A 21,342-nucleotide genomic window follows, 5' to 3' on the forward strand; every position below is an offset into this window, starting at 1 on the left:
CCGCCCCACCACCCCGGCGTGGTCTGTCGTGGAGGCAACGTAGGCCGGGTGTGGCGCCCGCCACGATCCGATGAACGCAGTCGCTGTCCGCTCGACGCAGGCACCCGGAAGCACACCGTCGTTCCCCGCTGCGGAACGCCACCGGGACCCGTCACCCTGGGGGGTCATCATCGGGCGATCACGGATGATCGCGAGAGGAGTGCGATGAGGCACCTTCTGCAGTCGGCACCCCGGTTCGAGGACTGGGAGGGGGTGCACGACGCCCTGTCCAATGCCTATTTCCCGCACGCGATGCACCCCAAGGCCGTGCCCGGGGCTTCTGCATCGGGCATCGAGGTCGTCGACCTCGACAGCTGTCGGCTGGCCCGCATCACGTTCGGCGCGACCGTGGGGATCGACTCGGACCACCCCGGTGCCGTGGCGGTCAACATCCCGCTGAGCGGTCACCTCGCCTCCCGCATCGGCAGCAAGAACTACGACGCCGCACCCGGTCGGGCCACGGCCTTCCCGGCCGACACCCCCGCACACATGCCGGCCTGGGCTCCTGACCTCGTCGTCCTGGGCCTGCGCATCGACAGCGCGCACCTGCACCGTGAGAGCGAGCGGGTCTTCGCCCGCAAGGACGTGCGGTTGCCGACCGACATCGACCTGCGCACCCCGGCGGGGGCTGCGTGGTTCCGGATGGCGCGCACGACCTTCGACAACGCCCGCGACTGCGGCGGCGTCCTCTACCGCGACCCGCAGGTCGCCGACTCCGTGGCGAGCATGCTCGTCACGGGGCTGCTCCTGGCCGCGGTCCCGGACGAACCCACCGCTCGCAACGCGCTGCGGCCGCGCCCCGTCCACCGTGTCGTCGAGGCGATGGAAGCCGATCCGACGCGTCCCTGGACCCCGGTCGACCTCGCCGAGATCGCCGGCGTCAGCGTGCGCCGGCTCCAGCAGGCATTCCGCGAGCACCTGGGCACGACACCCTTGGCCCATCTGCACGACCTGCGGCTCGACCGCATCCACGACGACCTCGTCCACGGGCGCGGGGGCACGGTGACTGAGGTCGCCCTCTCGTGGGGCATCACCCACCTCGGGCGATTCGCCGCTGCCTACCGGGAGCGCTTCGGGGAACTGCCGAGCCAGACCCTGGCCCGGGCTGCCTGACGCCCCGAGGCTAGGTCCCGGTGATCGCCACCGCTCCGGCCGCGGCCACCTGCTCGTCCTCGGCTGCCGAGCCGCCGGAGGCGCCGACCGCACCGACGAGCTCGCCGTCGACGCGTACCGGGACCCCGCCGCCGAAGGCGGCCACCCCCGGCCGGTTGCCGATACCGCGGATCACCGCGTCCTCGCCGGCGAGCGCCTCGTAGAGGCCGGAGGTCGGTGCCCCGCCGAAGCGGACGACGGTCCGCGCCTTGTCGATCGCGATCTCGCCAGAGGCGGCGAAGGCGCCGTCCATGCGGGCGAAGGCGAGCAGCGTGCCGCCGGGGTCGACGACGGCGACGTTCATCCGCAGGTCGTGCTCACGGGCGTGCGCCAGAGCAGCGGCGAGCGCCGCCTCGGCCCCCTCGAGGGTCAAGACGGCGCTGCCGCGGGTGTGCTCGCCCATGCTCAGGTGAGCACCGTGGTGAAGCGTTCGTTGAGCTCGCGGTCGTGGTAGAAGATCCCCTTGCCGAGCTGGTCGACGGTCCACACGTTCGTCGGGCGGTCGGGGAAGGCGAGGTACCCGCCGGAGAAGACCTCGTTGCGGTTGCCGCTCGGGTCGAAGAAGTAGACCGTCTGGCCGCGGGTGATGCCGTGGCGGGTCGGGCCGATGTCGATCGGCACGTCGTCCATCGTCATCAGGTCGGCCGCGCGCCCCACGCTGTTCCAGTCCTCGAGGCGGAAGGCGAAGTGGTGCAGCTTGCCCTGGGGACCACCGATGACCGCGAGCTGGTGGATCTGGTTGTTGGAGGTCATCCACGTGCCGACGCACTCGTGGTCGTCCTCGAGGCTCGTCTGCACCCGCTCGGTCGCGTAGAAGCCGAAGACGTCCGAGAGCATCCGCTCCATCGTGCCCACGTCCCCGGTCGTGATGAGGGAGTGGTCGAGGGCCGGGGCGCCGATACCGACGAGGTGGCGGGGGAAGACCTCGGGGTTGTGCGTGCCCAGCTCGGTGCCGATCGCGGTCGCCTGGTGGTAGACCTCGAAGACGTGCTCGCTCGGCGTGACGAAGCGGATGCCGTCGCCGATCTCCGGGTTGTCCCCCTTCGACATGCGCTCGACGGTCAGGCCGAAGGTCCTGGCCTTGGCCTCGACGTCGTCGATGTCAGCCTCGTGCTCGACCTTCCAGCCGTACTTGACGACGCCGACGCCCCCCTCCTCGAGGACGACCGAGTGGTGGTCCCACTCGTCCCAGCCCTTGTAGAAGACGCGCTTGTTGCCCTCCGGGGAGGTGTCCTCGAGGGTCTCGTAGAGACCCATCGTCGAGGCATAGTGGTTCTTCGCCTCGGTCATGTCGGTGACACGCACGTGGGCGTAACCCATCCGCATGATGCCCATGTCTACTGCTCCTCCAGTGGGGTGCCCGCAGACCGCTCGCGGTCGCAGCGCGCCGCGTTGATCTTGCCGAGCAGGGGGTTGACGAGCCGCAGGGACGCGTCTCGCATCTCGATGACCAGGTCCTCGTCGGCGACCGCGCGGCAGCTCAAGCAGGTGCCGTCGGTGCGCTCGTCCTCGGAGACGACCGAGTCGGCCACGGGTCGGTTGTAGGAGAAGTCGCCGTCGACGACATCCACCTTGCAGATTCCGCAGCCGCCACGGCGGCAACCCACCGTGTAGGCATAACCGGCCTTGTGCAGGCCGGAGAGCAGCGTCTCGCCGGGCTCGATGTGGATCTGCGTGCCCGACGGCTGCACGATGATCGTCGTCATCGAGCACTCCTTCGTGGTCGTGCCGGGTCGCCGACGACCCGGTGGGTCCACTGTGGGCGAGACCACGGACGAAGGGGGCGAACGTTCCCCTTCGCGGAACGGCCGGCCGGTCTCGGCCGGTCGGTCGGTGGCCGGCGCCGGTGGCGCTCGGCTCAACCGTTGTTGCGCTCCTTGGCCCGGATGAGGTCGAGCGCGATGACCGCACCGATGGTGCCCAGCTTTTCGGGGACCGGGACCTGCGGGCTGAAGCCGAGGACATAGCGCTCGCGCCCGAGGAGGGCCTCGGCGACGCCCGGCCAGTGCCGGCTCGCGGTCGCGGCCACACCTCCGGGGCCGGTCACCTGGAACTCGCGGTCCCACATCGACCCCTCGAGCCGCAGCTGCGGGCCGGTCGCGAGCTCGATGCGCAGGGCCTTCGTGAAGAAGGTGAACTCCTTGACGATGCGGGCGACGACCTGACCCTGCCCGTCGTGCACCTCGTAACGGTCGAGACCGATGCCCGGCGGGTCGATGACCCGCATGAGCAGCGTGCCGTCGGTGTCGACGATCGCCAGCTGCCGGTTGCCCATGAGCAGCCGGGATCCGGCCCCTCCCTCGGTGACGATGCGCCCCATCGGCGCACCCGTCAGGTCGTGGATGCCGAAGTCGTTGCTCAGGAAGGAGCGCACCTGGTCCAGGACGAGGGCGTCGGTCTGCAGGATCCCCATGAGGTCAGTGTGCGCTAGCCGTAGGTGTCCCGGGGCCCCCGGCCGTCGCTCGTGCGCCGCGGTCCGCGCGACCACGACGGGGCGCTCGGCCCGTGCACCCGCAGCTCGTGCACGACATCGGGCCCGACGGCCTCGGCGATGCTGCCGAGCAGCGAGCTCGACAGCAGCCGGATCTGCGTCGCCCAGGCCGTCGAGTCGGCCCGGACCGAGAGCACCCCGGCCTCGAAGCTCACCGGCTCGCAGTGCTCGGCGACCTGGCGACCGACGATCTCGGGCCACCGGCCCATGACCGACCCGGCGGCGACGTCGACCTGCCACCCGCGGTCGCCGACGAGTCGCTCGACCTGCTCGCCGACGGTCATCGGGTCGCGGCCGGTGCCGGCGAGCACGCCGCGGGGCTGCCACTTCCGCTTGGGCCGCGGCTTCATGCCGGGCCGCAGCCCCTTCGTCGCGGCGACCGCGCGAGCACGGGCCAGGGCGGCAGCCGCCGCGTCCTGCTCCTCCTCCGCGGGGGCCGGCGTCGTCGAGGGCTGCGTCTCGTCCCCGCCGTCTCCCGACGAAGGGGGTGGGACCTCCCCTTCGCTCATGGGCCGGACACCTCGCCGAGCGTGACGGAGTAGCGGCGGCCGGCCATCGACTCGGGCACGTCCTCGGGGACGGCAGCGGTGATGAGCACCTGCTCGCAGTCGACGATCATCGCCGCGAGCCGCTCGCGGCGGCCGCTGTCGAGCTCGGCGAAGACGTCGTCGAGCACGAGCACGGGGTCGTCACCGAGGTCGTGGCGCAGCAGGTGGTAGGCGGCCAGGCGCAGCCCGAGGGCGAAGGACCACGACTCGCCGTGGGAGGCATAGCCCTTCGCCGGCATCGGCCCCAGGCCCAGGACGAGGTCGTCGCGGTGGGGCCCGACGAGGTTGACCCCGCGCTCGATCTCCTGGTCACGCCGCTCACCGAGGGTGTCGAGGAGCATCTGCCGCAGCTCGTCGGGCTCGGGCACCTCGCCGCCGGCGATCGCCTCGGCCGCCTCGTCGTGGAGCGAGCTGCGGTAGACCGCCGTGGCCTCCGACTGGTTGGCGCTGACCTCGCGATAGGCCTGCTGCAGGTGCGGGACGAGGTCACGCAGCAGGCGCAGCCGCGCATAGAGCAACTGGCCGCCGACCGTCGCGAGATGGTCGTCCCAGATGTCGAGGGTGCGCACGGCGTCCTCGGCCGCGGCCCGGGGGTCGACCCCCTCCGGAGCGGCGGAGCTGCGACGGCCGCGACCGCGCTTGCCGCCCAGGAGTGCGGCGGCGGACTTCAGCAGGGCCCCGCGCTGCTTGAGGATCTTGTCGTAGTCGGAGCGCACGCCCGACCACCGGGGCTGCCGCTGGACGAGCAGGTCGTCGAGGAAGCGGCGTCGCTCGCCCGGGTCGCCCTTGATGAGCGCGAGGTCCTCCGGCGCGAAGAGCACCGTGCGCAGGGTGCCCAGGACGTCGCGCGTGCGCGGCAGGGGAGAGCGGTTGAGCTTGGCGCGGTTGGCCCGCCCGGGGGTGATCTCCAGCTCGACGAGGCTCTCGCGCTCGTCGCGCACGACGGCGGCACGCACGATCGCCCGGTCGGCGCCGAAGCGCACGAGCGGCTGGTCGGTCGCGACCCGGTGGCTGGAGAGCGAGGCGACGTAGCCGATCGCCTCGACGAGGTTGGTCTTGCCCTGACCGTTGAGCCCGACGAGGGTCGTCACCCCCGGCTCGAGGGCCAGCTCGGCCGCGGGATAGCTGCGGAAGTCGCCGATGCTCAGGTGTCGGACGTACACGGGTCAGGACGCCGGGGGCCGGCCGGCCATCAGAAGACCCCCATGAGGAGCATCACGACGCCGACGGAGCCGGCGAAGGCCATCTTGAGCATGATCGGGTGGGTCTGGAAGTGCTCGCCGATGAGACCGATGAAGCCGAACATCAGTCTCCCGAGGCCCCACCGGAGGTCTCGCCCGACCCGCTCGTCGGGCCGGCCTGGCTGGCGTCGCCCTTCGATGCCTGCGCCGGCGTCGTCGGCTTGTCGACCTTCTTCTCCTCCTGGGCGTGGCTCGCCGCGGGGGAGGCCACTCCCTTCGCTGCCTCGGCTCGCAGGTCCTCGCCCTCGGCCACGGTCATCACCTGGTGACCACCGAACTGCCCGCGCAGTGCGGCGACGGCCTGCATCGCCGGACTGACCTGCTGCCTCGAGGCGAAGCGCGCGAAGAGCGAGGCCGAGATGACCGGCATCGGCACGGAGTTGGCGATGCCCTCCTCGACGGTCCAGCGACCCTCGCCCGAGTCTGCGGTGTAGTCACTGACGTCGTCGAGCGTGGGGTTGTCCTCGAGGGCCTTGACCATGAGGTCGAGCAGCCACGAGCGCACGACGGTGCCGCGGCTCCACGCCTTGAAGGCACCCGGCACGTCGGTGACGATGTCCTTGCGCTCGAGCAGCTCGTAGCCCTCGGCGTAGGCGTGCATCAGGCCGTACTCGATGCCGTTGTGGACCATCTTGACGTAGTGGCCGGCACCGACGGCGCCGGCGTGCACGAAGCCCTCGTCGCGCGGACCCTCGGGGCGCAGCGCGTCGAAGATCGGCATCGCCTGCTCGACGTGCTGCGCGTCGCCACCGACCATGAGGCCGTAGCCGTTGTCCAGTCCCCAGATGCCACCGGAGACGCCGCAGTCGAGGTAGCCGACCCCCTTCGCGCCCAGCAGCTCGGCATTGGGGCCGTCGTCGCTGAAGCGCGAGTTGCCGCCGTCGATGACGAGGTCACCGGGCTCGAGGCGCTCGGCGAGGTCGGCGACGACCGAGCGGGTCACCTCGCCCGCGGGCACCATGACCCACACGACCCGCGGCGCCTGCAGCGCGTCGACCATCGCCTGGACCGACTCGGCGTCGGAGACCTCGGGGTTGGTGTCGTAGCCGACGACCTCGTGGCCGGCGCGGCGGATGCGCTCGCGCATGTTGCCGCCCATCTTGCCGAGTCCGATGAGACCGATCTGCATGACTGAGCCTTCCTGACGGTGGCACCCCACGACCGGGGCGACGGGGGGGATCAGCCGGCGAGACGCACCGGCTGCAGGACGTAGCGGTAGGTCGTGTCGATCTCGCCGTCCTGGGTGTCCTGACCGGTGATCATCGCCGGCTTGAGGGGGGCGGTGAAGGACAACCGGGTGAAGGTCGTACCGAGGACGCCGAGCCCGTCGAGCAGGTAGCCGGGGTTGAAGGCGACCTCGATGTCGGGGCCGTCGACCTTGGCCTCGACGGCCTCGGAGGCCTGGGCGTCGTCACCGGCGCCCGCCTCGATCGTCACCTGGCCGTCGCTGAAGCGCAGCCGCACCGGGGTGTTGCGCTCGGTGACGAGGGCGACGCGCTTGACGGCCTCGGTGAGCACCTCGGTGTCGACGACCGCCTCGGTCTCGCTCGCGGTGGGGAAGATCTTCGACACCTTGGGGTACTCGCCGTCGAGGAGCCGGCTCGTCGTGTGCCGCTGACCGGCCTCGAAGCCGACGAGGCCCGAGCCACCGGCGGCCGCGCCGAGCGAGACCTCGACCGAGCCGGAGGCGCCGAGCGCCTTGGCGGTGTCGGACAGGGTGCGGGCGGGGATGAGCGCGATGTGGCTCGCGTCGGAGGTGTTGGGGCTCCACGTCAGCTCACGCATCGCGAGGCGGTAGCGGTCGGTCGCCAGGAGGGTCACCTTCTCGCCCTCGATCTCCACCCGGACGCCGGTGAGGATCGGCAGGGTGTCGCCGCGGTCGGCGGCGATCTGCACCTGCTGGACCGCCTGGGTGAAGACCGTGCCGTCGATGCTCCCGCTCCCCTCGGGGGAGGTCGGCAGCGTGGGGTACTCGTCAGCGGGCATCTGCAGCAGGGCGAAGCGCGAGCTGCCGCAGGTCACCTGGACCTTGGCGCCCTCGGTCGTGATGTCGACCGGCTTGCCCGGGAGGTTGCGCGAGATGTCGGCGAGCAGGCGTCCGAGCACGAGGACGGTGCCGGGCTCGGAGACCTCAGCGGCCACCGTGATGCGGGCCGAGACCTCGTAGTCGAAGGTCGAGAGGGTGAGCGTGCCGTCATCGGTGGCCTCGATGAGGACACCGGCCAGGACAGGGACCGGCGGACGGTTCGGCAGACCACGGGCCACCCAGGTGACCGCCTCGGCCAGCACATCGCGCTCGACGCGGAACTTCACGACAGACCTACCCTTCGACGCGCTCGAGCGCGAGGTCATGGGAATGACACGGATCCACGCGCATGGACGCGTGGGTTCCTGACATTACGTGGTCGGGGGCCGGTTCGGGAACCGAGGGTGACCTTGTGATTCGTCAGGGCTCGTACGTCCACAGGCAGGGCAGCAGCCATGCGTGGGGGAGGGAATGGATGGAGAGAGGACTCATCATCTTCTTCGGCGGTGTGGACACCGTGGACAACCGCCTGCAACCCGCTGCTGGCGCGGATCTCGGGTGTGGATGTCGACGTGGACAGCGTGTCGACAAGCTGGCACGGGGTGTGGACGCAGATGCGTCGTCCCAAGGCTGTCGGGCTCGTGCACAGTCTGTCCACAGCGTCGTCCGCAGCGTCGTCCCCGCGAATGTGGATGGGCGGTGGGTGCCAGGTCCTCGGGGTGCGGTCGACGGCCCGACTCGGGGCGGAGGTGGTGTGTGCTGTGGGTCGTCCGGGGTGCGTCTGTGGACGGTGCCGGGCGTGTTGCCCGGTATGCCGGGGGTGAGCACTACCCACAAGACTGTCCACAGCCTGTGGATCTGTGGACGAACGGGGCCGGGACGAGCTACCTGACGGTAGGTCACGGACGGGTCGCGGAGCGACACACAGGTGGGGAGAAGCCTGTGGACAACGCTGGATTGCCGGATATCGATGGGTATCGAATGATCCGTAGACATCCGGATACGACCGGATCGGGCGAAGGGGGAGTCAGCCGGCCTGCTGCTTGATCCGGTTGGTCAGCTCGGTGACCTGGTTGTAGATCGCGCGGCGCTCGCCCATGAGCTCGCGGATCTTGCGCTCGGCGTGCATGACCGTCGTGTGGTCGCGGCCGCCGAACTGCTCGCCGATACGCGGTAGCGACATCTCGGTCAGCTCCCGGCACAGGTACATCGCGATCTGGCGTGCCGTCGTCAGCTTGCGGGTGCGCGAGGCGCTCTGCAGGTCCTCGATCGTCAGCGAGAAGTAGTCGGCGGTCTGGGCCATGATCGTCGCGCTCGAGATCTCGCTCGACTGCTCGGTCGGGATGAGGTCCTTGAGGACGATCTGCGCCAGGCCGATGTCGACCGCCTGACGGTTGAGGCTGGCGAAGGCCGTGACCCGGATGAGCGCTCCCTCGAGCTCACGGATGTTGGTGCTGATCCGGCTGGCGATGAACTCGAGGACGTCGGCCGGCACGGAGAGCTTTTCCTGGATGGCCTTCTTGCGCAGGATCGCGATCCGGGTCTCGAGGTCCGGGGGCTGCACGTCGGTGAGCAGACCCCACTCGAAGCGGCTGCGCATGCGCTCCTCGAAGCCGGAGAGCAGCTTGGGTGCCACGTCGGAGGTGATGACCACCTGCTTGTTGGCGTTGTGCAGCGTGTTGAAGGTGTGGAAGAACTCCTCCTGCGTCTGCATCTTGCCCTGGAGGAACTGGATGTCGTCGATGAGCAGGACGTCGACGTCGCGGTAGCGGCGCTGGAAGTTGGCGGCCTTGTCATCGCGGATGGAGTTGATGAAGTCGTTGGTGAACTCCTCGGAGTTCACGTAGCGCACCTTGACGTGGGGGTAGAGGCTGCGGGCGTAGTGGCCGATCGCGTGGAGCAGGTGGGTCTTGCCCAGCCCGGACTCCCCGTAGATGAAGAGCGGGTTGTAGGCCTTGGCCGGGGCCTCGGCGACGGCGACGGCAGCGGCATTGGCGAAGCGGTTGCTCGCACCGATGACGAAGGTGTCGAAGGTGTACTTGGGGTTGAGCCGGGTCAGCTCGACCTGCTCGGGCTCGGGGCGGCCGCGCCGCGCGCGCACCGGCGCCGGCTCGGGGTCGTCGTCGACGAGCCCGTCGTCACGGCCCTCGACCGGGAGCGTGGAGGACAGGCCCTGGGGAGTGGGCTGGACGACCGGGTCGGCGGGGGCGGCCACCGAGTCGTCCTCGGCCAGGCCCTGGGTCGGCGGCAGCGGCTCGCCGTCGGCGAGGTCGGGGTCGACCGTGACGGCCAGTCGGACCTCACGACCCAGCTGCTCCGACAGGGCCTGGGTGACGTGCATGCGCAGTCGCTGCTCGACGAAGTTCTTCGAGAAGTCGTCGGGCACGGCGATCAGGGCGGTGTCGTCGAGGAGGCCGACGAGGCGGGCCATGCTGAGGAAGGCGCGACGGGTGACGGGAACGCCGTCGGCATCGAGGGTGTTGAGGGTGGTTCGCCAGACCTCACCGAAGTCGACCTCGCCTCCGGCCACGGGCGCACACCTCAACTTTTCTGCGGCTCGGCGGCCGATCGGGACTGATGTCGACGGTCATCCTCCCACTGCCGAAGGGTGCATCCACAACGTTGTCCACAGACTGTGGAGATGCACGTCAGGCAGGGTGGTGAGGTGCGACGCTAACAACACACTCCGGTGGCGGCAACCTGACGTCGCGACTTTCTTCGCGCTCCCGGCGTGTCGCGCTGGACAGTCTTCCCCGGGTTGGCATCCTGATCAGTTTCGTCGCGTGCGCGAGGGCCCCCGTCATGGTTTGACCCCGCGCAGAGGCGTCCCGTACCGTGGACGTCGGCCTGTCGGCCGCTTTCGCATGCCCACGATCTCGCTCGGGACTCCTTCGGTGCCGGACGTGGGTTTCCGATCGCGGCCGAAGCCGCCCACCAGACCTCAGCACCGGGCCCTGGGCCCACTGATCATCGGAGACTGCCATGAGCAAGCGCACCTTCCAGCCCAACAACCGTCGCCGCGCCAAGACGCACGGTTTCCGTCTGCGCATGCGCACCCGCGCCGGCCGGGCCATCCTCAGCAACCGCCGCGCCAAGGGCCGCTCGAAGATCTCTGCCTGACGAGCCGCCCGGTGCTGCCCACGCGGCACCGCCTGACGGAGCGTAGGGACTTCGCGACGACGATCCGGGGCCGCGGCGCTCGACGCCAGGGCTCCTCGTTGCTCGTGGTCCACGCCCGAGTGGCGGACGCGACCCAGACCGACGCCCGGGGGGACGACTCCCCGCGCGTCGGTCTCGTCGTGTCCACGGCCGTGGGCAATGCGGTGACCCGCACCCGGGTCAAGCGCAGGCTGCGGGCCCAGGTGGCACCGCTCCTGACGGACCTGCCGCCCGGCACCGACGTCGTGATCCGGGCCAACCCCGCGGCCGCCGACGCCGACTCGCACGAGCTGGGCGCCGCCCTTCGGCACTGTCTGCGCTCGGTGCTCGTTGAGCGGGCGAGATGACTCTCCTCGCCCAGCCCCTCATCTGGCTCGTTCGCGGCTACCAGGTGCTCGTGTCCCCGCTGCTGCCGCAGTCCTGCCGCTACTTCCCGAGCTGCTCCGCCTACGGGCTGACCGCCCTGCGGCGCTTCGGGTTGGTGCGAGGCGGCTACCTGACCGTGCACCGCATCGTGCGGTGCAACCCCTGGTCCGCCGGGGGCATCGACCACGTGCCCGAGACCTGGGCGCAGCGCGGATCGCCTGACCTGGCCAGGCCGCGCTTCGCCGATGTCGAGGGCCACGACGACGGCGTCGGCACCGACGCCACCGACCGAAGGACGTTCACCACGTGAGCTTCAGCGACATCATGTACCCCTTCGAGTGGCTCGTCGCCTGGATCATGTATCTGTGGCACGGGGCGCTCACGGCGATCGGGCTGCCCGAGGCCGGCGGCTGGACCTGGACCCTGTCCATCGTCGGTCTCGTGATCGTCATGCGGGCGGCGCTCATCCCGCTCTTCGTCAAGCAGATCCACGCCTCGCGCAAGATGCAGCTCATCCAGCCCGAGATGCAGAAGATCCAGGCGAAGTACAAGGGCAAGACCGACCCCGACTCCCGGCAGAAGATGACCGAGGAGACGATGGCGCTGTACAAGGACAGCGGCACCAACCCCTTCTCCTCGTGTCTGCCGATCTTCGTGCAGATGCCCTTCTTCTTCGGCCTCTTCCGCGTCCTGAACAGCCTCGACGAGATCGGCTCCGGCGCCAAGGCCGGCATCGGCCCGATCACCCAGCAGGTGGCCGCCCAGGCGGAGTCCTCGTCGATCTTCGGCGCCCAGCTGTCCGCGCAGTTCCTCGGGACCGGGGGCGGGATCAGCGTCAAGGTCGTGACGATCACGCTGATCATCCTCATGTCGCTGACGACCTTCACCACGCAGTACCAGCTGATGCGCAAGAACATGCCCGCGGCGGCTCTCGAGGGGCCCTTCGCGCAGCAGCAGAAGATGATGCTGTACCTCTTCCCGATCATCTTCGCTGTCTCTGGCGTGTACTTCCCGATCGGTGTGCTCATCTACTGGTTCACGACCAACGTGTGGACCATGTGCCAGCAGTTCTACGTGATCCGGCGCATGCCGGCCCCGGGCTCCGCGGCTGAGAAGGCCATGCAGGACCGCCGGCGCAAGGCCGGGAAGTCGATCGACACCCCGGAGGAGACGCGCGAGCGCAAGCACGACGCCGAGATGGCCCAGGAGCTGGAGGCCAAGGGCGTCATCTCCGGGCAGCGCCAGCAGCCGACCTCGAAGAAGCGGGCCAAGAAGAAGGGCGGCCCGCCGCCGAAGGCCGGCTCGAGCTCCGCGGTGGACGAAGACCGCCCCCGGACCGACAACTGACCCCCGATGGGCCCGGAGGTCCGGGCCCGTCGACCGCCACACGCAGGAGAGACCATGAGCGACAACCTGACGACCGAGGTCGTCGAGGACCAGGCCGACGCGCCCGCAGAGCAGGCGCCGGTCCCGAAGAAGAACCGACGCCAGCTCCTGGAGCGCGAGGGGGAGGTCGCAGCCGACTTCCTCGAGACGCTTCTCGACATCGCCGACCTCGACGGCGACATCGACCTGGACATCGACGGCGACCGCGCCGCCGTGGCCATCGTCGACTCCGACGAGGGCCGCGTGCCACGCCGCCTCGTCGGGCAGGACGGCAAAGTGCTCGAGGCACTGCAGGAGCTGACGCGCCTGGCCGTGCAGTCGGCCACGGGTGACCGCAGCCGCCTCATGCTCGACGTCGCCGGTCACCGCGCAGCCCGTCGGGCCGAGCTCGTCGAGATCGCCCGCACCGCGATCGAGGAGGTCAAGACCTCCGGCGATTCGGTCGACCTCGAGCCGATGAGTGCCTTCGAGCGCAAGGTCGTCCACGACGAGGTGCTCGCCGCGGGCCTCAAGTCGGACTCCTCCGGCACCGAGCCGCGACGATTCGTCGTCGTCCACACCGCACAGGTGGCCCCTGCCGACGGCGAGAGCGCCGAGCCCGCCGACGGGGAGTCCGGGGCGGACACCGCGGGCGAGGCCGTGCCTGATGCATCCGAGGTGTGAGCACCCCGTTTCACGTGAAACGCTAGGGGCATGACGATCGACATCCCCGCGGCACCCGAGGGCGCCCGCCGATTCTTCGGCGGGCGCCTTCCTCGTGCCGAAACATTCGCCGCAGTGCTCGCGGACACGGGCGTGAGTCACGGACTCATCGGTCCGCGCGAGGTCCCGATCCTGTGGGAGCGGCACATCCTCAACTGTGCCGTCATCGAGGACGCCTTCACCGAGGGGGCGAAGGTCATCGACGTCGGCTCGGGAGCGGGCCTTCCGGGCCTCGCCGTGGCCATCGCCCGGCCCGACCTCGACGTGCACCTGGTCGAGCCCATGCAACGGCGCACGGAGTGGTTGGGTGCCGCGACCGAGGCCATCGGCCTGGACAACGTCACGGTGCACCGGGGTCGCGCCGAGGAGTTCCACGGGGTGCTGTCCGCTCCGTATGTCACCGCACGTGCGGTGGCGGCCCTCGACAAGCTGGCGCGCTGGTGCTGCCCGATGGTGGCTCCTGGCGGGCGGCTCGTGGCGATGAAGGGGCAGTCGGCCTCGGCCGAGATCGACAAGGCGACCATGGTGCTGCGGCGACTGGGTGTCACCGCAACCACGATCACCGAGCACGGCGCGGACGTCCTCCCCACCCCCACGCTCACGGTCGACTGCACCGTCGGGACCGCGCGGACCTGAGGCGCGCGCTCCTGACGGCCGCGCGTTTCACGTGAAACGCAGGGCCGCGACGATCGCCTCGTTTCACGTGAAACGCATCTGGCGATGGGTGTGCCATCCCTCGATGAGCTCCTGCTGGCCGTGAACACCCATCCAGTTGTCCACTGATTCTGTGGACAACACGACTGATTCGGTGGAAAACCCTCGAATTGCCCCCCACTTGTCCACAGCCCGCTCCCCGATTGGCGTGTCGTCCCGGTCTGGGGTTGTATGGCTGGGCTCGCAGTCCCTTGAGGAGGAATGTCTCGGTGACCACACCACGCACCGTCATCCCGGGTATCGGGTGGCCGGCCCTCGAGGTCCCCACCGACACCGCACCGATCGGCTGGTTCGGAGTGCGCCCAGCGTCCTCGGAGACCGTGCCCGAGACACCCGACGCGAGCGCCGTCGGCACGCTGGTACCGGATGACAGGGTCCACGAGGCCAACGATGACGAGGAGTGCCCAGTGGACCCCACGACCAGCCCACCGGAGGTCGTCGACGGCTCCTCCACGGCACCACCTGTCACCACGGCGCTGCCCCGCCCTCCGCAGCCGCGCATCATCACGGTGTCCAACCAGAAGGGTGGGGTCGGCAAGACGACGACCGCGGTGAACATCGCAGCGGCTCTGGCTGACGCGGGGCTGCAGGTCCTGCTCATCGACACCGACCCCCAGGGCAACGCCAGCACGGCCCTCAACATCGATCACCACGCCGAGGTGCCGAGCATCTACGACGTGCTCGTCGACGGCACACCCATCTCCGAGGTCATGCAGGCCTGCCCCGACGTCGACAACCTCTGGTGCGTCCCCGCGACGATCGACCTCGCCGGTGCCGAGATCGAGCTGGTCTCCCTCGTCGCCCGCGAGGGCCGTCTGACCAAGGCCATCGCGGCGTGGATGGCCGAGCGTGAGGAGGCCGGGGATCCTCGTATCGACTACGTCCTCATCGACTGCCCGCCGAGTCTCGGGCTGCTCACGGTCAACGCCTTCGTGGCCGCGCGTGAGGTGCTCATTCCGATCCAGTGCGAGTACTACGCCCTCGAGGGCCTGAGTCAGCTGCTGAAGAACATCGACCTCATCCGCACGCACCTCAACCCGGCGTTGCACGTGTCGACGATCCTGCTGACCATGTACGACGGCCGCACCCGGCTGTCCGCCCAGGTCGCCCAGGAGGTGCGCGAGCACTTCCCCGAGCAGGTCCTCAGCTCCACCGTCCCCCGATCCGTTCGCGTCTCCGAGGCGCCAAGTCACGGGCAGACGGTCATCACCTACGACCCCCAGAGCACGGGCGCCCGGTCCTACACCGACGCGGCCACCGAGATCGCCCGCCGCGGCGCAGAGCAGAAGGACAACGCATGAGTGACAAGCGACGCGGACTCGGACGTGGCCTCGGCGCCCTGATCCCTGACTCGGGGGTCGCCGGCCGGTCTGCAGAGCGACCGGTGGACGTCTTCTTCCGTGACCAGGAGCGGCCCACTGCCCTGCCCAACACCGTCGCCGGCAAGATCGCCGAGGCGACCGCCCAGGCGCCGGCCACTCCGGTCCCCGCGGACCATGACGCCGTGACCATGGACGTCTCGCCCGAGACGGGTGCTGAGGGCTCGGTGAGCGGCCCCTCGACCGCCGACGAGGTCCCGGCCACCTCGGCCACGACGGACGACCCCGTGGACGGCCTCGCGCCCGTCCCCGGCGCCAGCTTCGCGGAGATCCCGCTTGACGCGATCCGGCCCAACCCGCGCCAGCCGCGCACCGTCTTCGACGAGGACGACATGAGCGAGCTGGTCCACTCGATCCGGGAGATCGGGGTCCTGCAGCCGATCGTCGTGCGCCGGGTGAGCGATGGTGACGACGGCGTCGACTTCGAGCTCATCATGGGTGAGCGTCGCTGGCGTGCCAGCCGAGCCGCGGAGCGCGAGAGCATCCCGGCGATCGTCAAGGCCACCGAGGACGATGACCTCCTGCGTGACGCGCTCCTCGAAAACCTCCACCGCAGCAACCTCAACCCCCTGGAGGAGGCGGCCGCCTACCAGCAGCTCCTCGACGACTTCGGCTGCACCAAGGAAGAGCTCGCCGGCCGCATCGGCCGGTCGCGGCCACAGATCTCCAACACGCTGCGCCTGCTGCGGCTGCCGCCGATGGTGGCTCGCCGCGTGGCGGCGGGTGTGCTCAGCGCTGGTCACGCACGAGCGCTCCTCACCCTCGACGACGGGGAGCAGATGGAGCGGCTGGCGCAGCGCATCGTCGCCGAGGGCCTGTCCGTGCGCAGCGTCGAGGAGATCGTCGCTCTGGGCCTGGCCCCGGAGAAGGAGCGGCGGACGGCTCCGCGCGCCGGGCGCCACCACCCCCAGCTCGACGACCTCGCCGGTCGGGTGAGTGACCGCCTGGACACCCGGGTCAAGATCAACCTCGGGCAGCGCAAGGGCCGGATGACGATCGAGTTCGCCTCGATGGAGGACCTGCATCGCGTCCTCGGTCAGATGGGCGTGGCCTCCGAGGACGTCGACGGCTGAGCTGGACCACGACATGCGAGAGGGCCCCACGGTGACATCACCGTAGGGCCCTCTCACATGGTCAACGAGACGAATCTCGTTGTGCCACAAGCAAACTCAGCCGACGAAGGGCTCGAGCTCCTTGACCAGCTTGGGCTTGGGCATGGCGCCCACAAGGGTCTTGACGATCTCGCCGTCCTTGAAGACGTGCATCGTCGGGATCGACGTGATGCCGTAGCGCGCCGTGATCTGCGGGTTGGCGTCGGTGTCGAGCTTGACGATCTTCAGCTTGCCGTCGTACTGACCGGACAGCTCCTCGAGGACGGGCGCGACAGCGCGGCACGGGCCGCACCAGGTGGCCCAGAAGTCGACGAGGACCGGGGTGTCGCTCTTGAGGACGTCCTGGTCGAAGGTGGCGTCGGTGGTGGGGGAGGTGGCCATGGGGGTCCTTCTCTCTCGGTGGGTGTGGTCTGGGGGTCGGTGCGGCAGGACCGCTCAGCGGGCGCCGACGGTGCCGGCGACGGGGTTGTCCTGGGCGGTCAGGGCCTGGTCCACGGCGGGAGCCGCAGCCTCCTCGTGGGCCGCGAGCCAGCGCTCGGCGTCGAGCGCGGCTGCGCAGCCGGAGCCGGCGGCCGTGATCGCCTGACGATAGGTGTGGTCGACGAGGTCACCGGCGGCGAAGACGCCGTCGAGGTTGGTCCGGGAGGACCGGCCCTCGGTGAGCACGTAGCCCTCGTCGTCGAGGTCGACGACGCCCTGGACGAGCTCGTTGCGCGGGTCGTGGCCGATGGCCACGAAGAGCCCGGTGGCCTCGATCTCGCGGGTCTCGCCGGTGACGGTGTCGCGCAGGGTCAGGCCGGTGACCTTGTCGTCGCCGTGGATCGCGGCGACCTCGGAGTTCCACGCGAAGCGGATCTTGTCGTTGGAGTGGGCACGGTCGGCCATGATCTTGCTGGCGCGCAGCTCGTCGCGGCGGTGGACGATGGTCACCGAACGGGCGAACTTCGTCAGGAAGGTGGCCTCCTCGACGGCGGAGTCCCCGCCGCCGACGACGACGATGTCCTGCTCGCGGAAGAAGAAGCCGTCGCACGTCGCGCACCAGCTGACGCCGTGCCCGGACAGGCGCTTCTCGTCGGGGAGACCGAGCTCGCGGTAGGCCGACCCCATCGCGAGGATGACGGCGCGGGCCCGGTGGGTGTTGCCCTCACCGTCGGTGACCACCTTGACCGGGCCGGTGAGCTCGACCGCGGTCACGTCGTCGGTGACGATCTCGGTGCCGAAGCGCTCGGCCTGGGCGCGCATGTTGAGCATGAGGTCGGGGCCCATGATGCCCTCGGTGAAGCCGGGGAAGTTCTCGACGTCGGTCGTGTTCATCAGGGCGCCGCCGGCGGTGACGGACCCCTCGAACATCAACGGCTCGAGGTTGGCGCGGGCGGCGTAGACGGCCGCGGTGTATCCCGCGGGGCCGGAACCGATGATGATGACATTGCGGATGTCGGTGCTGGCGTCGGCCACGGGGTGAGTCCTTGGGGTCGGGTGAAGTCGGTCTGAGGTGACAACGTCATCGTAGGCGCGGTCTGTTCCATGGTCGCCCACTGCACGACGAAGGGGGATCACCTCACCGCCCGCACACCCGCCCGCGGGTCGGGCTACTGCGGGACGGCGAAGGAGTCGGGCCAGATCGGCTCGCACCCGGAGGTGATCGCCCAGGCCCGGGCCTCGCCGTCGGGCGGGGTCTGCGCGATGAGCAGCAACCCGTCCTTGCCCTCGAAGGTCGCCACGTCGATGACGACGGCCTGCAGCTGTGGCTGACCCAGGCGGGTGAGGCAGTCCGTCGCCCCGGCCGCGGTCGTCAGGGTGCCGAGGACCTTGTCGTTCTTGGGCTCGGGGGCCTGCGTCGGGTCCTCGAGCAGCGTGGCCGCCTCGGACCCCAGCGACGAGCGCGTGTAGTCGGTGCCGCTGGCGGTGATCGAGAAGGCCGGGACCTCACCCCCAGCTTCGCTGCCGTCCGCGGCCGCCGAGCTCTCGGTGGCCGAGCTCTGGGTCGTGGACTGCATCGGCGCGGCGTCTCCGGCGCTGCCGGTCTCGTCGGACCCGCTCTGCGAGAGCATCAACCCGCCCACGCCCAGCGCGACGACCGTCGCCGCAGCCGCACCGAGGATCCACGGGGCGACCGAGCGGCGCCGGCGGGGACCGTCGGGCTCGCTCATCGTGCTCCAGAAGCCGGAGCCCTCGTCCTCGGCCAGGGAGTCCTCGCCGGGCGCGCCCGCACGGTCGGGATCGGTGCGGGCGGCCTGCTCGTCCGCGAGCGTGGCGCGGATGCGCTCGGCCAGGTCGTCGGGCATCGGCCCGCTCTCCCGGAGGGAGGCGAGGAGGTGACGCATCCCGGTGGGGTCCTGGTCCTGGATCATGGCCGCCTCCCTTCGTCTGTCTGGTGGCCTGTTGTGTCTGACGAGGCAGCGGCGCCTGAGGTTCCGTCGACGCCCACACCTGCGGCCGCGAGGATCTTGCCGAGGGCCTCACGGCCCCGCGAGCAGCGGGACTTGACCGTGCCCGTGGGGATGTCGAGGATCTGCGCGGCCTCGGCCACGGGGAGCCCGTGCATGTCGACGAGCACGAGCGCGACCCGGTGCTCGTCGGACAGGCGGGTGAGCGCCTCGTGCACCGCCAGCCGGGTGTCGACCTTGCCCGTCGCGTCGGCGGCCGGGGGCACCGACGCGATGACCTCGTCGGTGAGCTCGCTCGTCGGGCGGACCTTGCGGGTCAGGTCGATGCAGGCGTTGACGACGATGCGGTGCAGCCACGTGGTGACCGCGGCGTCACCGCGGTAGGAGCCGGCCCGTCGGAAGGCGGAGACGAAGCCCTCCTGGACGGCCTCGGCCGCGATCTCGCGGTCGCCGCACACGCCGACCGCCACGGCCCACATGCGATCGCGGTGGCGGCGGTAGATCTCACCGAAGGCTTCGGCATCGCCCTCGACGTGCCGGCGCATGAGCAGCCGGTCGTCGATCTCGGCGAGGGATGCGTCGCTCATCTGGTGGCCCCTCAGCGGACGGTGATCTCGCCGAGCGCCGCGCGGTAGCGTCCGTCGTCGCTCGGGGTCAGGGAGGTGAACCACACCGTGACGTAGCGGCCGTTGACCGCCGAGGAGGGCTGCAGCTCCACCTCGCCGGTGCGGCCCTGGGTGCGGCCGACCTCGGTACCGGAGTTGGCCGGCTGCTCGCCGGCGAAGACGGTGGCCTGGGCGCTCGTCGGCAGCTGCAGGGTCACCGAGCTGATCGACTGGGACTGGCCTAGGTCGACGGTGATGCCGACGCCCTGCTTGACGCCGCCGAAGGCCTCGCTGCCGTAGCCCTCGGTCGTCCAGGTGGTGTCGGGGTTGCCGTCGTAGACGCGCGGTGCCTCGGCATTGTGCTCGACCCCGTCACCCGGGGCCGGGTCGTAGCCGGCGGCATTGGCGATGGCGAGCGGCTCGCCACCACCCGAGGGGCTGCCCGAGCCGCCGGTGTCCTCGCTCGTGGCGACCGCGGTGGTCTCGTCACCGCCGAGGATGCGGCCCAGGTCGGAGCCGGAGCCGATCCGCGAGGCGCCGATCCCGCCGAAGAGGCAGGCGAGCGCGACGAAGCCCGCCATGACCACGAGCACGAGGTTGGCCTGGCGGCGGCTCGGCGGTGCGCCCGCCTCGGCCGGCAGCAGCGGTGCCGGGGCCTCGACCTCGGCGGTCGTCGGCGCCGAGCCGAGAGAGCTGCGGGTGCGCTGGTCGGCCCGGATGGCCTCGCGGCGGGCCCGGGCGTCGTGGATGGCCTCGCGGGAGCGGCCACCAGCCGTCTTGGCCGCCTTGCCGAGTCGGTCGCCGAGGACCTTGCCCCCGGTGCCGACGGCGCCGGCGGCGGCAGCAGCAGCTGCGGCGGCCGCCGCGGTCCGGCGGCCGTGGGCGCTGTCGTCGCGGGAGCCCTCGTCGCGGGAGCGCTCTCGGGGCAGTCGCTGCGTGCTGTCGTCGTCGCGGGCGGCCCGGCTGCGCTGGCTGCGCCCGGCCGGCGTATCGTCGCCCCGGGTGATCGTGGCGGTGACTCCCTCGCGCTGACGGAGGTTGATCTCGCGGGTCACCTCGTCGTCGCTCTCGCGCGGGATGGCCGTCGTCTCGTCGCCGTCGGCAGCGGACGCCACGGCGGCGCCGCCGGCGAGCGCCCCACCGGCGACGGCGGCACCCGTGCCACCCGCTTCGTCGGGAGTCTCGGTGTCGGACCGGGAGCCTGTCGGCACGGTCTGCGTGGTCTCGTCGGCAGCGGACGGCGCGGTGCGCAGGGCCCCGGCGAGCGGGATGCGCGACCAGGGGGCGATCTGGGCGGCGTAGTCGCCGGGTGAGTCCGGACCGGTGCCCTCGCCGAGCGTCTCGCGGCAGATCGTGTCGAGGTCACCGGGGACCCCGACCGCCACGCGCGAAGGGGGTGGCGGTCCGCTGCCGTCGCGGGTGGCGGTGGGCAGTCCGCTGGGCCGATCGAGCGGCCAGGTGCCGGTGAGGCCGGCATAGGCCAGGGCCACGACGCCGGTCGCGTCGTCGCGGTCGGCCTCCTCACCCTCGGTCTCGATGCCGGCGAGGGCGGCGGCGGTGGCCAGCCCCTGGACCTTGACCCGGCCGTCGCCGGTGAGGAGCACCAGGTCGGGGGTCAGAGCCAGGTGGTGCAGGCCTCGGGCCCGGGCGGCCTCGATGCCCGTGGCCACCTCGCCGGTGATCCGGCGGACCTCCTCGGCGGGCAGCCCGTCGGTGCCGATGGCCTCGGTGTAGGTCGTCGCGTCGCCCACGGCGTCTTCGGCGATGAAGGACAGCCCGTCCTCGCTGCCGACGTCGAGGATGCGCACCAGCTGGGCCGCCTCGACACCGGCGGCCCGCCGGGCCGCGTCGAGTGCGGCAGCGGTCGAGTCTGCGTCGCTGGGCATGACGACGAGCGTCACGTCTCGGTCGAGCGTCGTGTCGCGCGCCGCCCAGCGCTCGCCGCCGGGGATCTCCTCGATCCGCGTCTCGACGGTGTAGCGACCGAGCTCCGTCCCCGGGTTCACCCCGTGCACGCTGCCCCTCTCGTCGGTGT

The 21,342-nt window shown here is 70.7% G+C and carries 23 protein-coding genes; 9 read left to right on the forward strand and 14 right to left on the reverse strand.

Annotation, left to right across the window (positions count from 1 at the left end; genetic code table 11):
• The first annotated feature begins 204 nt into the window (after nt 1–204).
• Nucleotides 205–1,152 carry an AraC family transcriptional regulator gene (locus tag B9B60_RS08800; RefSeq protein ID WP_159451181.1) on the forward strand — a complete coding sequence of 316 codons (948 nt, stop codon included), beginning with the start codon at nt 205–207 and terminating at the stop codon, nt 1,150–1,152.
• Between the two features lie 10 nt (nt 1,153–1,162).
• Here B9B60_RS08800 and B9B60_RS08805 read toward each other — a convergent pair whose 3' ends face one another.
• The 9 genes from B9B60_RS08805 to dnaA all read right to left on the reverse strand — a co-directional run bounded on the left by B9B60_RS08805 (nt 1,163) and on the right by dnaA (nt 10,027).
• Nucleotides 1,163–1,594 (reverse strand): GlcG/HbpS family heme-binding protein, encoded by a 432-nt coding sequence (locus B9B60_RS08805; RefSeq protein WP_084450986.1) that lies wholly within the window; start codon nt 1,592–1,594, stop codon nt 1,163–1,165.
• A gap of 2 nt (nt 1,595–1,596) precedes the next feature.
• Nucleotides 1,597–2,526: a catechol 2,3-dioxygenase gene (locus tag B9B60_RS08810; RefSeq protein WP_084450988.1), complete on the reverse strand. Its 930-nt coding sequence runs from the start codon at nt 2,524–2,526 to the stop codon at nt 1,597–1,599.
• 2 nt (nt 2,527–2,528) lie between these two features.
• Nucleotides 2,529–2,897 carry a 2Fe-2S iron-sulfur cluster-binding protein gene (locus B9B60_RS08815; RefSeq protein WP_072623297.1) on the reverse strand — a complete coding sequence of 123 codons (369 nt, stop codon included), beginning with the start codon at nt 2,895–2,897 and terminating at the stop codon, nt 2,529–2,531.
• 152 nt (nt 2,898–3,049) lie between these two features.
• A complete protein-coding gene (locus B9B60_RS08820) occupies nt 3,050–3,604 on the reverse strand; it encodes an LURP-one-related/scramblase family protein (RefSeq protein WP_084450990.1) in 555 nt (184 codons plus the stop codon).
• A 14-nt stretch (nt 3,605–3,618) separates the two neighbouring features.
• Nucleotides 3,619–4,191 (reverse strand): DciA family protein, encoded by a 573-nt coding sequence (locus tag B9B60_RS08825; protein WP_084450992.1) that lies wholly within the window; start codon nt 4,189–4,191, stop codon nt 3,619–3,621.
• Nucleotides 4,188–5,393: a DNA replication/repair protein RecF gene (recF, locus tag B9B60_RS08830; protein ID WP_084450993.1), complete on the reverse strand. Its 1,206-nt coding sequence runs from the start codon at nt 5,391–5,393 to the stop codon at nt 4,188–4,190. The genes B9B60_RS08825 and recF overlap by 4 nt, the downstream gene beginning before the upstream one ends.
• 142 nt (nt 5,394–5,535) lie before the next feature.
• Complete coding sequence (gene gnd / locus B9B60_RS08835; protein ID WP_084450995.1) at nt 5,536–6,600, reverse strand: phosphogluconate dehydrogenase (NAD(+)-dependent, decarboxylating); 1,065 nt, start codon at nt 6,598–6,600, stop codon at nt 5,536–5,538.
• 50 nt (nt 6,601–6,650) lie between these two features.
• Complete coding sequence (dnaN, locus tag B9B60_RS08840; protein WP_084450997.1) at nt 6,651–7,784, reverse strand: DNA polymerase III subunit beta; 1,134 nt, start codon at nt 7,782–7,784, stop codon at nt 6,651–6,653.
• A 740-nt stretch (nt 7,785–8,524) separates the two neighbouring features.
• Nucleotides 8,525–10,027, reverse strand: coding sequence for a chromosomal replication initiator protein DnaA (dnaA, locus tag B9B60_RS08845; RefSeq protein ID WP_072623292.1), 1,503 nt, complete (start codon nt 10,025–10,027; stop codon nt 8,525–8,527).
• Nucleotides 10,028–10,479: 452 nt separating this feature from the next.
• Here dnaA and rpmH point away from each other — a divergent pair, with 452 nt between their 5' ends.
• The 8 genes from rpmH to B9B60_RS08885 all read left to right on the forward strand — a co-directional run bounded on the left by rpmH (nt 10,480) and on the right by B9B60_RS08885 (nt 16,276).
• Nucleotides 10,480–10,617: a 50S ribosomal protein L34 gene (gene rpmH / locus B9B60_RS08850; RefSeq protein ID WP_072626039.1), complete on the forward strand. Its 138-nt coding sequence runs from the start codon at nt 10,480–10,482 to the stop codon at nt 10,615–10,617.
• 11 nt (nt 10,618–10,628) lie between these two features.
• Nucleotides 10,629–11,003 (forward strand): ribonuclease P protein component, encoded by a 375-nt coding sequence (gene rnpA, locus B9B60_RS08855; RefSeq protein ID WP_084450999.1) that lies wholly within the window; start codon nt 10,629–10,631, stop codon nt 11,001–11,003.
• The gene (yidD, locus tag B9B60_RS08860) at nt 11,000–11,332 is read left to right on the forward strand and encodes a membrane protein insertion efficiency factor YidD (protein ID WP_084451000.1); all 333 of its coding nucleotides are present in this window, start codon (nt 11,000–11,002) and stop codon (nt 11,330–11,332) included. Before rnpA ends, yidD begins: the two co-directional genes overlap by 4 nt.
• Nucleotides 11,329–12,369: a membrane protein insertase YidC gene (gene yidC, locus B9B60_RS08865; RefSeq protein ID WP_084451002.1), complete on the forward strand. Its 1,041-nt coding sequence runs from the start codon at nt 11,329–11,331 to the stop codon at nt 12,367–12,369. The genes yidD and yidC overlap by 4 nt, the downstream gene beginning before the upstream one ends.
• Before the next feature lie 54 nt (nt 12,370–12,423).
• Nucleotides 12,424–13,071 (forward strand): Jag family protein, encoded by a 648-nt coding sequence (locus B9B60_RS08870; RefSeq protein ID WP_084451003.1) that lies wholly within the window; start codon nt 12,424–12,426, stop codon nt 13,069–13,071.
• A 30-nt stretch (nt 13,072–13,101) separates the two neighbouring features.
• The gene (rsmG, locus tag B9B60_RS08875; protein WP_084451005.1) at nt 13,102–13,746 is read left to right on the forward strand and encodes a 16S rRNA (guanine(527)-N(7))-methyltransferase RsmG; all 645 of its coding nucleotides are present in this window, start codon (nt 13,102–13,104) and stop codon (nt 13,744–13,746) included.
• Between the two features lie 287 nt (nt 13,747–14,033).
• A complete protein-coding gene (locus B9B60_RS08880; RefSeq protein WP_327078577.1) occupies nt 14,034–15,125 on the forward strand; it encodes a ParA family protein in 1,092 nt (363 codons plus the stop codon).
• A complete protein-coding gene (locus tag B9B60_RS08885) occupies nt 15,122–16,276 on the forward strand; it encodes a ParB/RepB/Spo0J family partition protein (RefSeq protein WP_084451007.1) in 1,155 nt (384 codons plus the stop codon). Before B9B60_RS08880 ends, B9B60_RS08885 begins: the two co-directional genes overlap by 4 nt.
• Nucleotides 16,277–16,372: 96 nt before the next feature.
• Here B9B60_RS08885 and trxA read toward each other — a convergent pair whose 3' ends face one another.
• From trxA to B9B60_RS08910, 5 genes are all read right to left on the reverse strand, one after another.
• The gene (trxA, locus tag B9B60_RS08890) at nt 16,373–16,696 is read right to left on the reverse strand and encodes a thioredoxin (protein WP_084451009.1); all 324 of its coding nucleotides are present in this window, start codon (nt 16,694–16,696) and stop codon (nt 16,373–16,375) included.
• A 54-nt stretch (nt 16,697–16,750) separates the two neighbouring features.
• Nucleotides 16,751–17,770, reverse strand: coding sequence for a thioredoxin-disulfide reductase (gene trxB, locus B9B60_RS08895; protein WP_084451011.1), 1,020 nt, complete (start codon nt 17,768–17,770; stop codon nt 16,751–16,753).
• Between the two features lie 134 nt (nt 17,771–17,904).
• Entirely contained in the window at nt 17,905–18,666 is a 762-nt protein-coding gene (locus tag B9B60_RS08900; protein WP_084451013.1) for a hypothetical protein, read from the reverse strand.
• Nucleotides 18,663–19,289: an RNA polymerase sigma factor SigM gene (gene sigM, locus B9B60_RS08905; RefSeq protein ID WP_072626030.1), complete on the reverse strand. Its 627-nt coding sequence runs from the start codon at nt 19,287–19,289 to the stop codon at nt 18,663–18,665. Before sigM ends, B9B60_RS08900 begins: the two co-directional genes overlap by 4 nt.
• 11 nt (nt 19,290–19,300) lie before the next feature.
• Nucleotides 19,301–21,313: a hypothetical protein gene (locus B9B60_RS08910; RefSeq protein WP_143445510.1), complete on the reverse strand. Its 2,013-nt coding sequence runs from the start codon at nt 21,311–21,313 to the stop codon at nt 19,301–19,303.
• Nucleotides 21,314–21,342 lie beyond the last annotated feature (29 nt).

It is taken from the genome of Janibacter indicus, assembly GCF_900176385.1.
GTDB lineage: Bacteria > Actinomycetota > Actinomycetes > Actinomycetales > Dermatophilaceae > Janibacter > Janibacter indicus.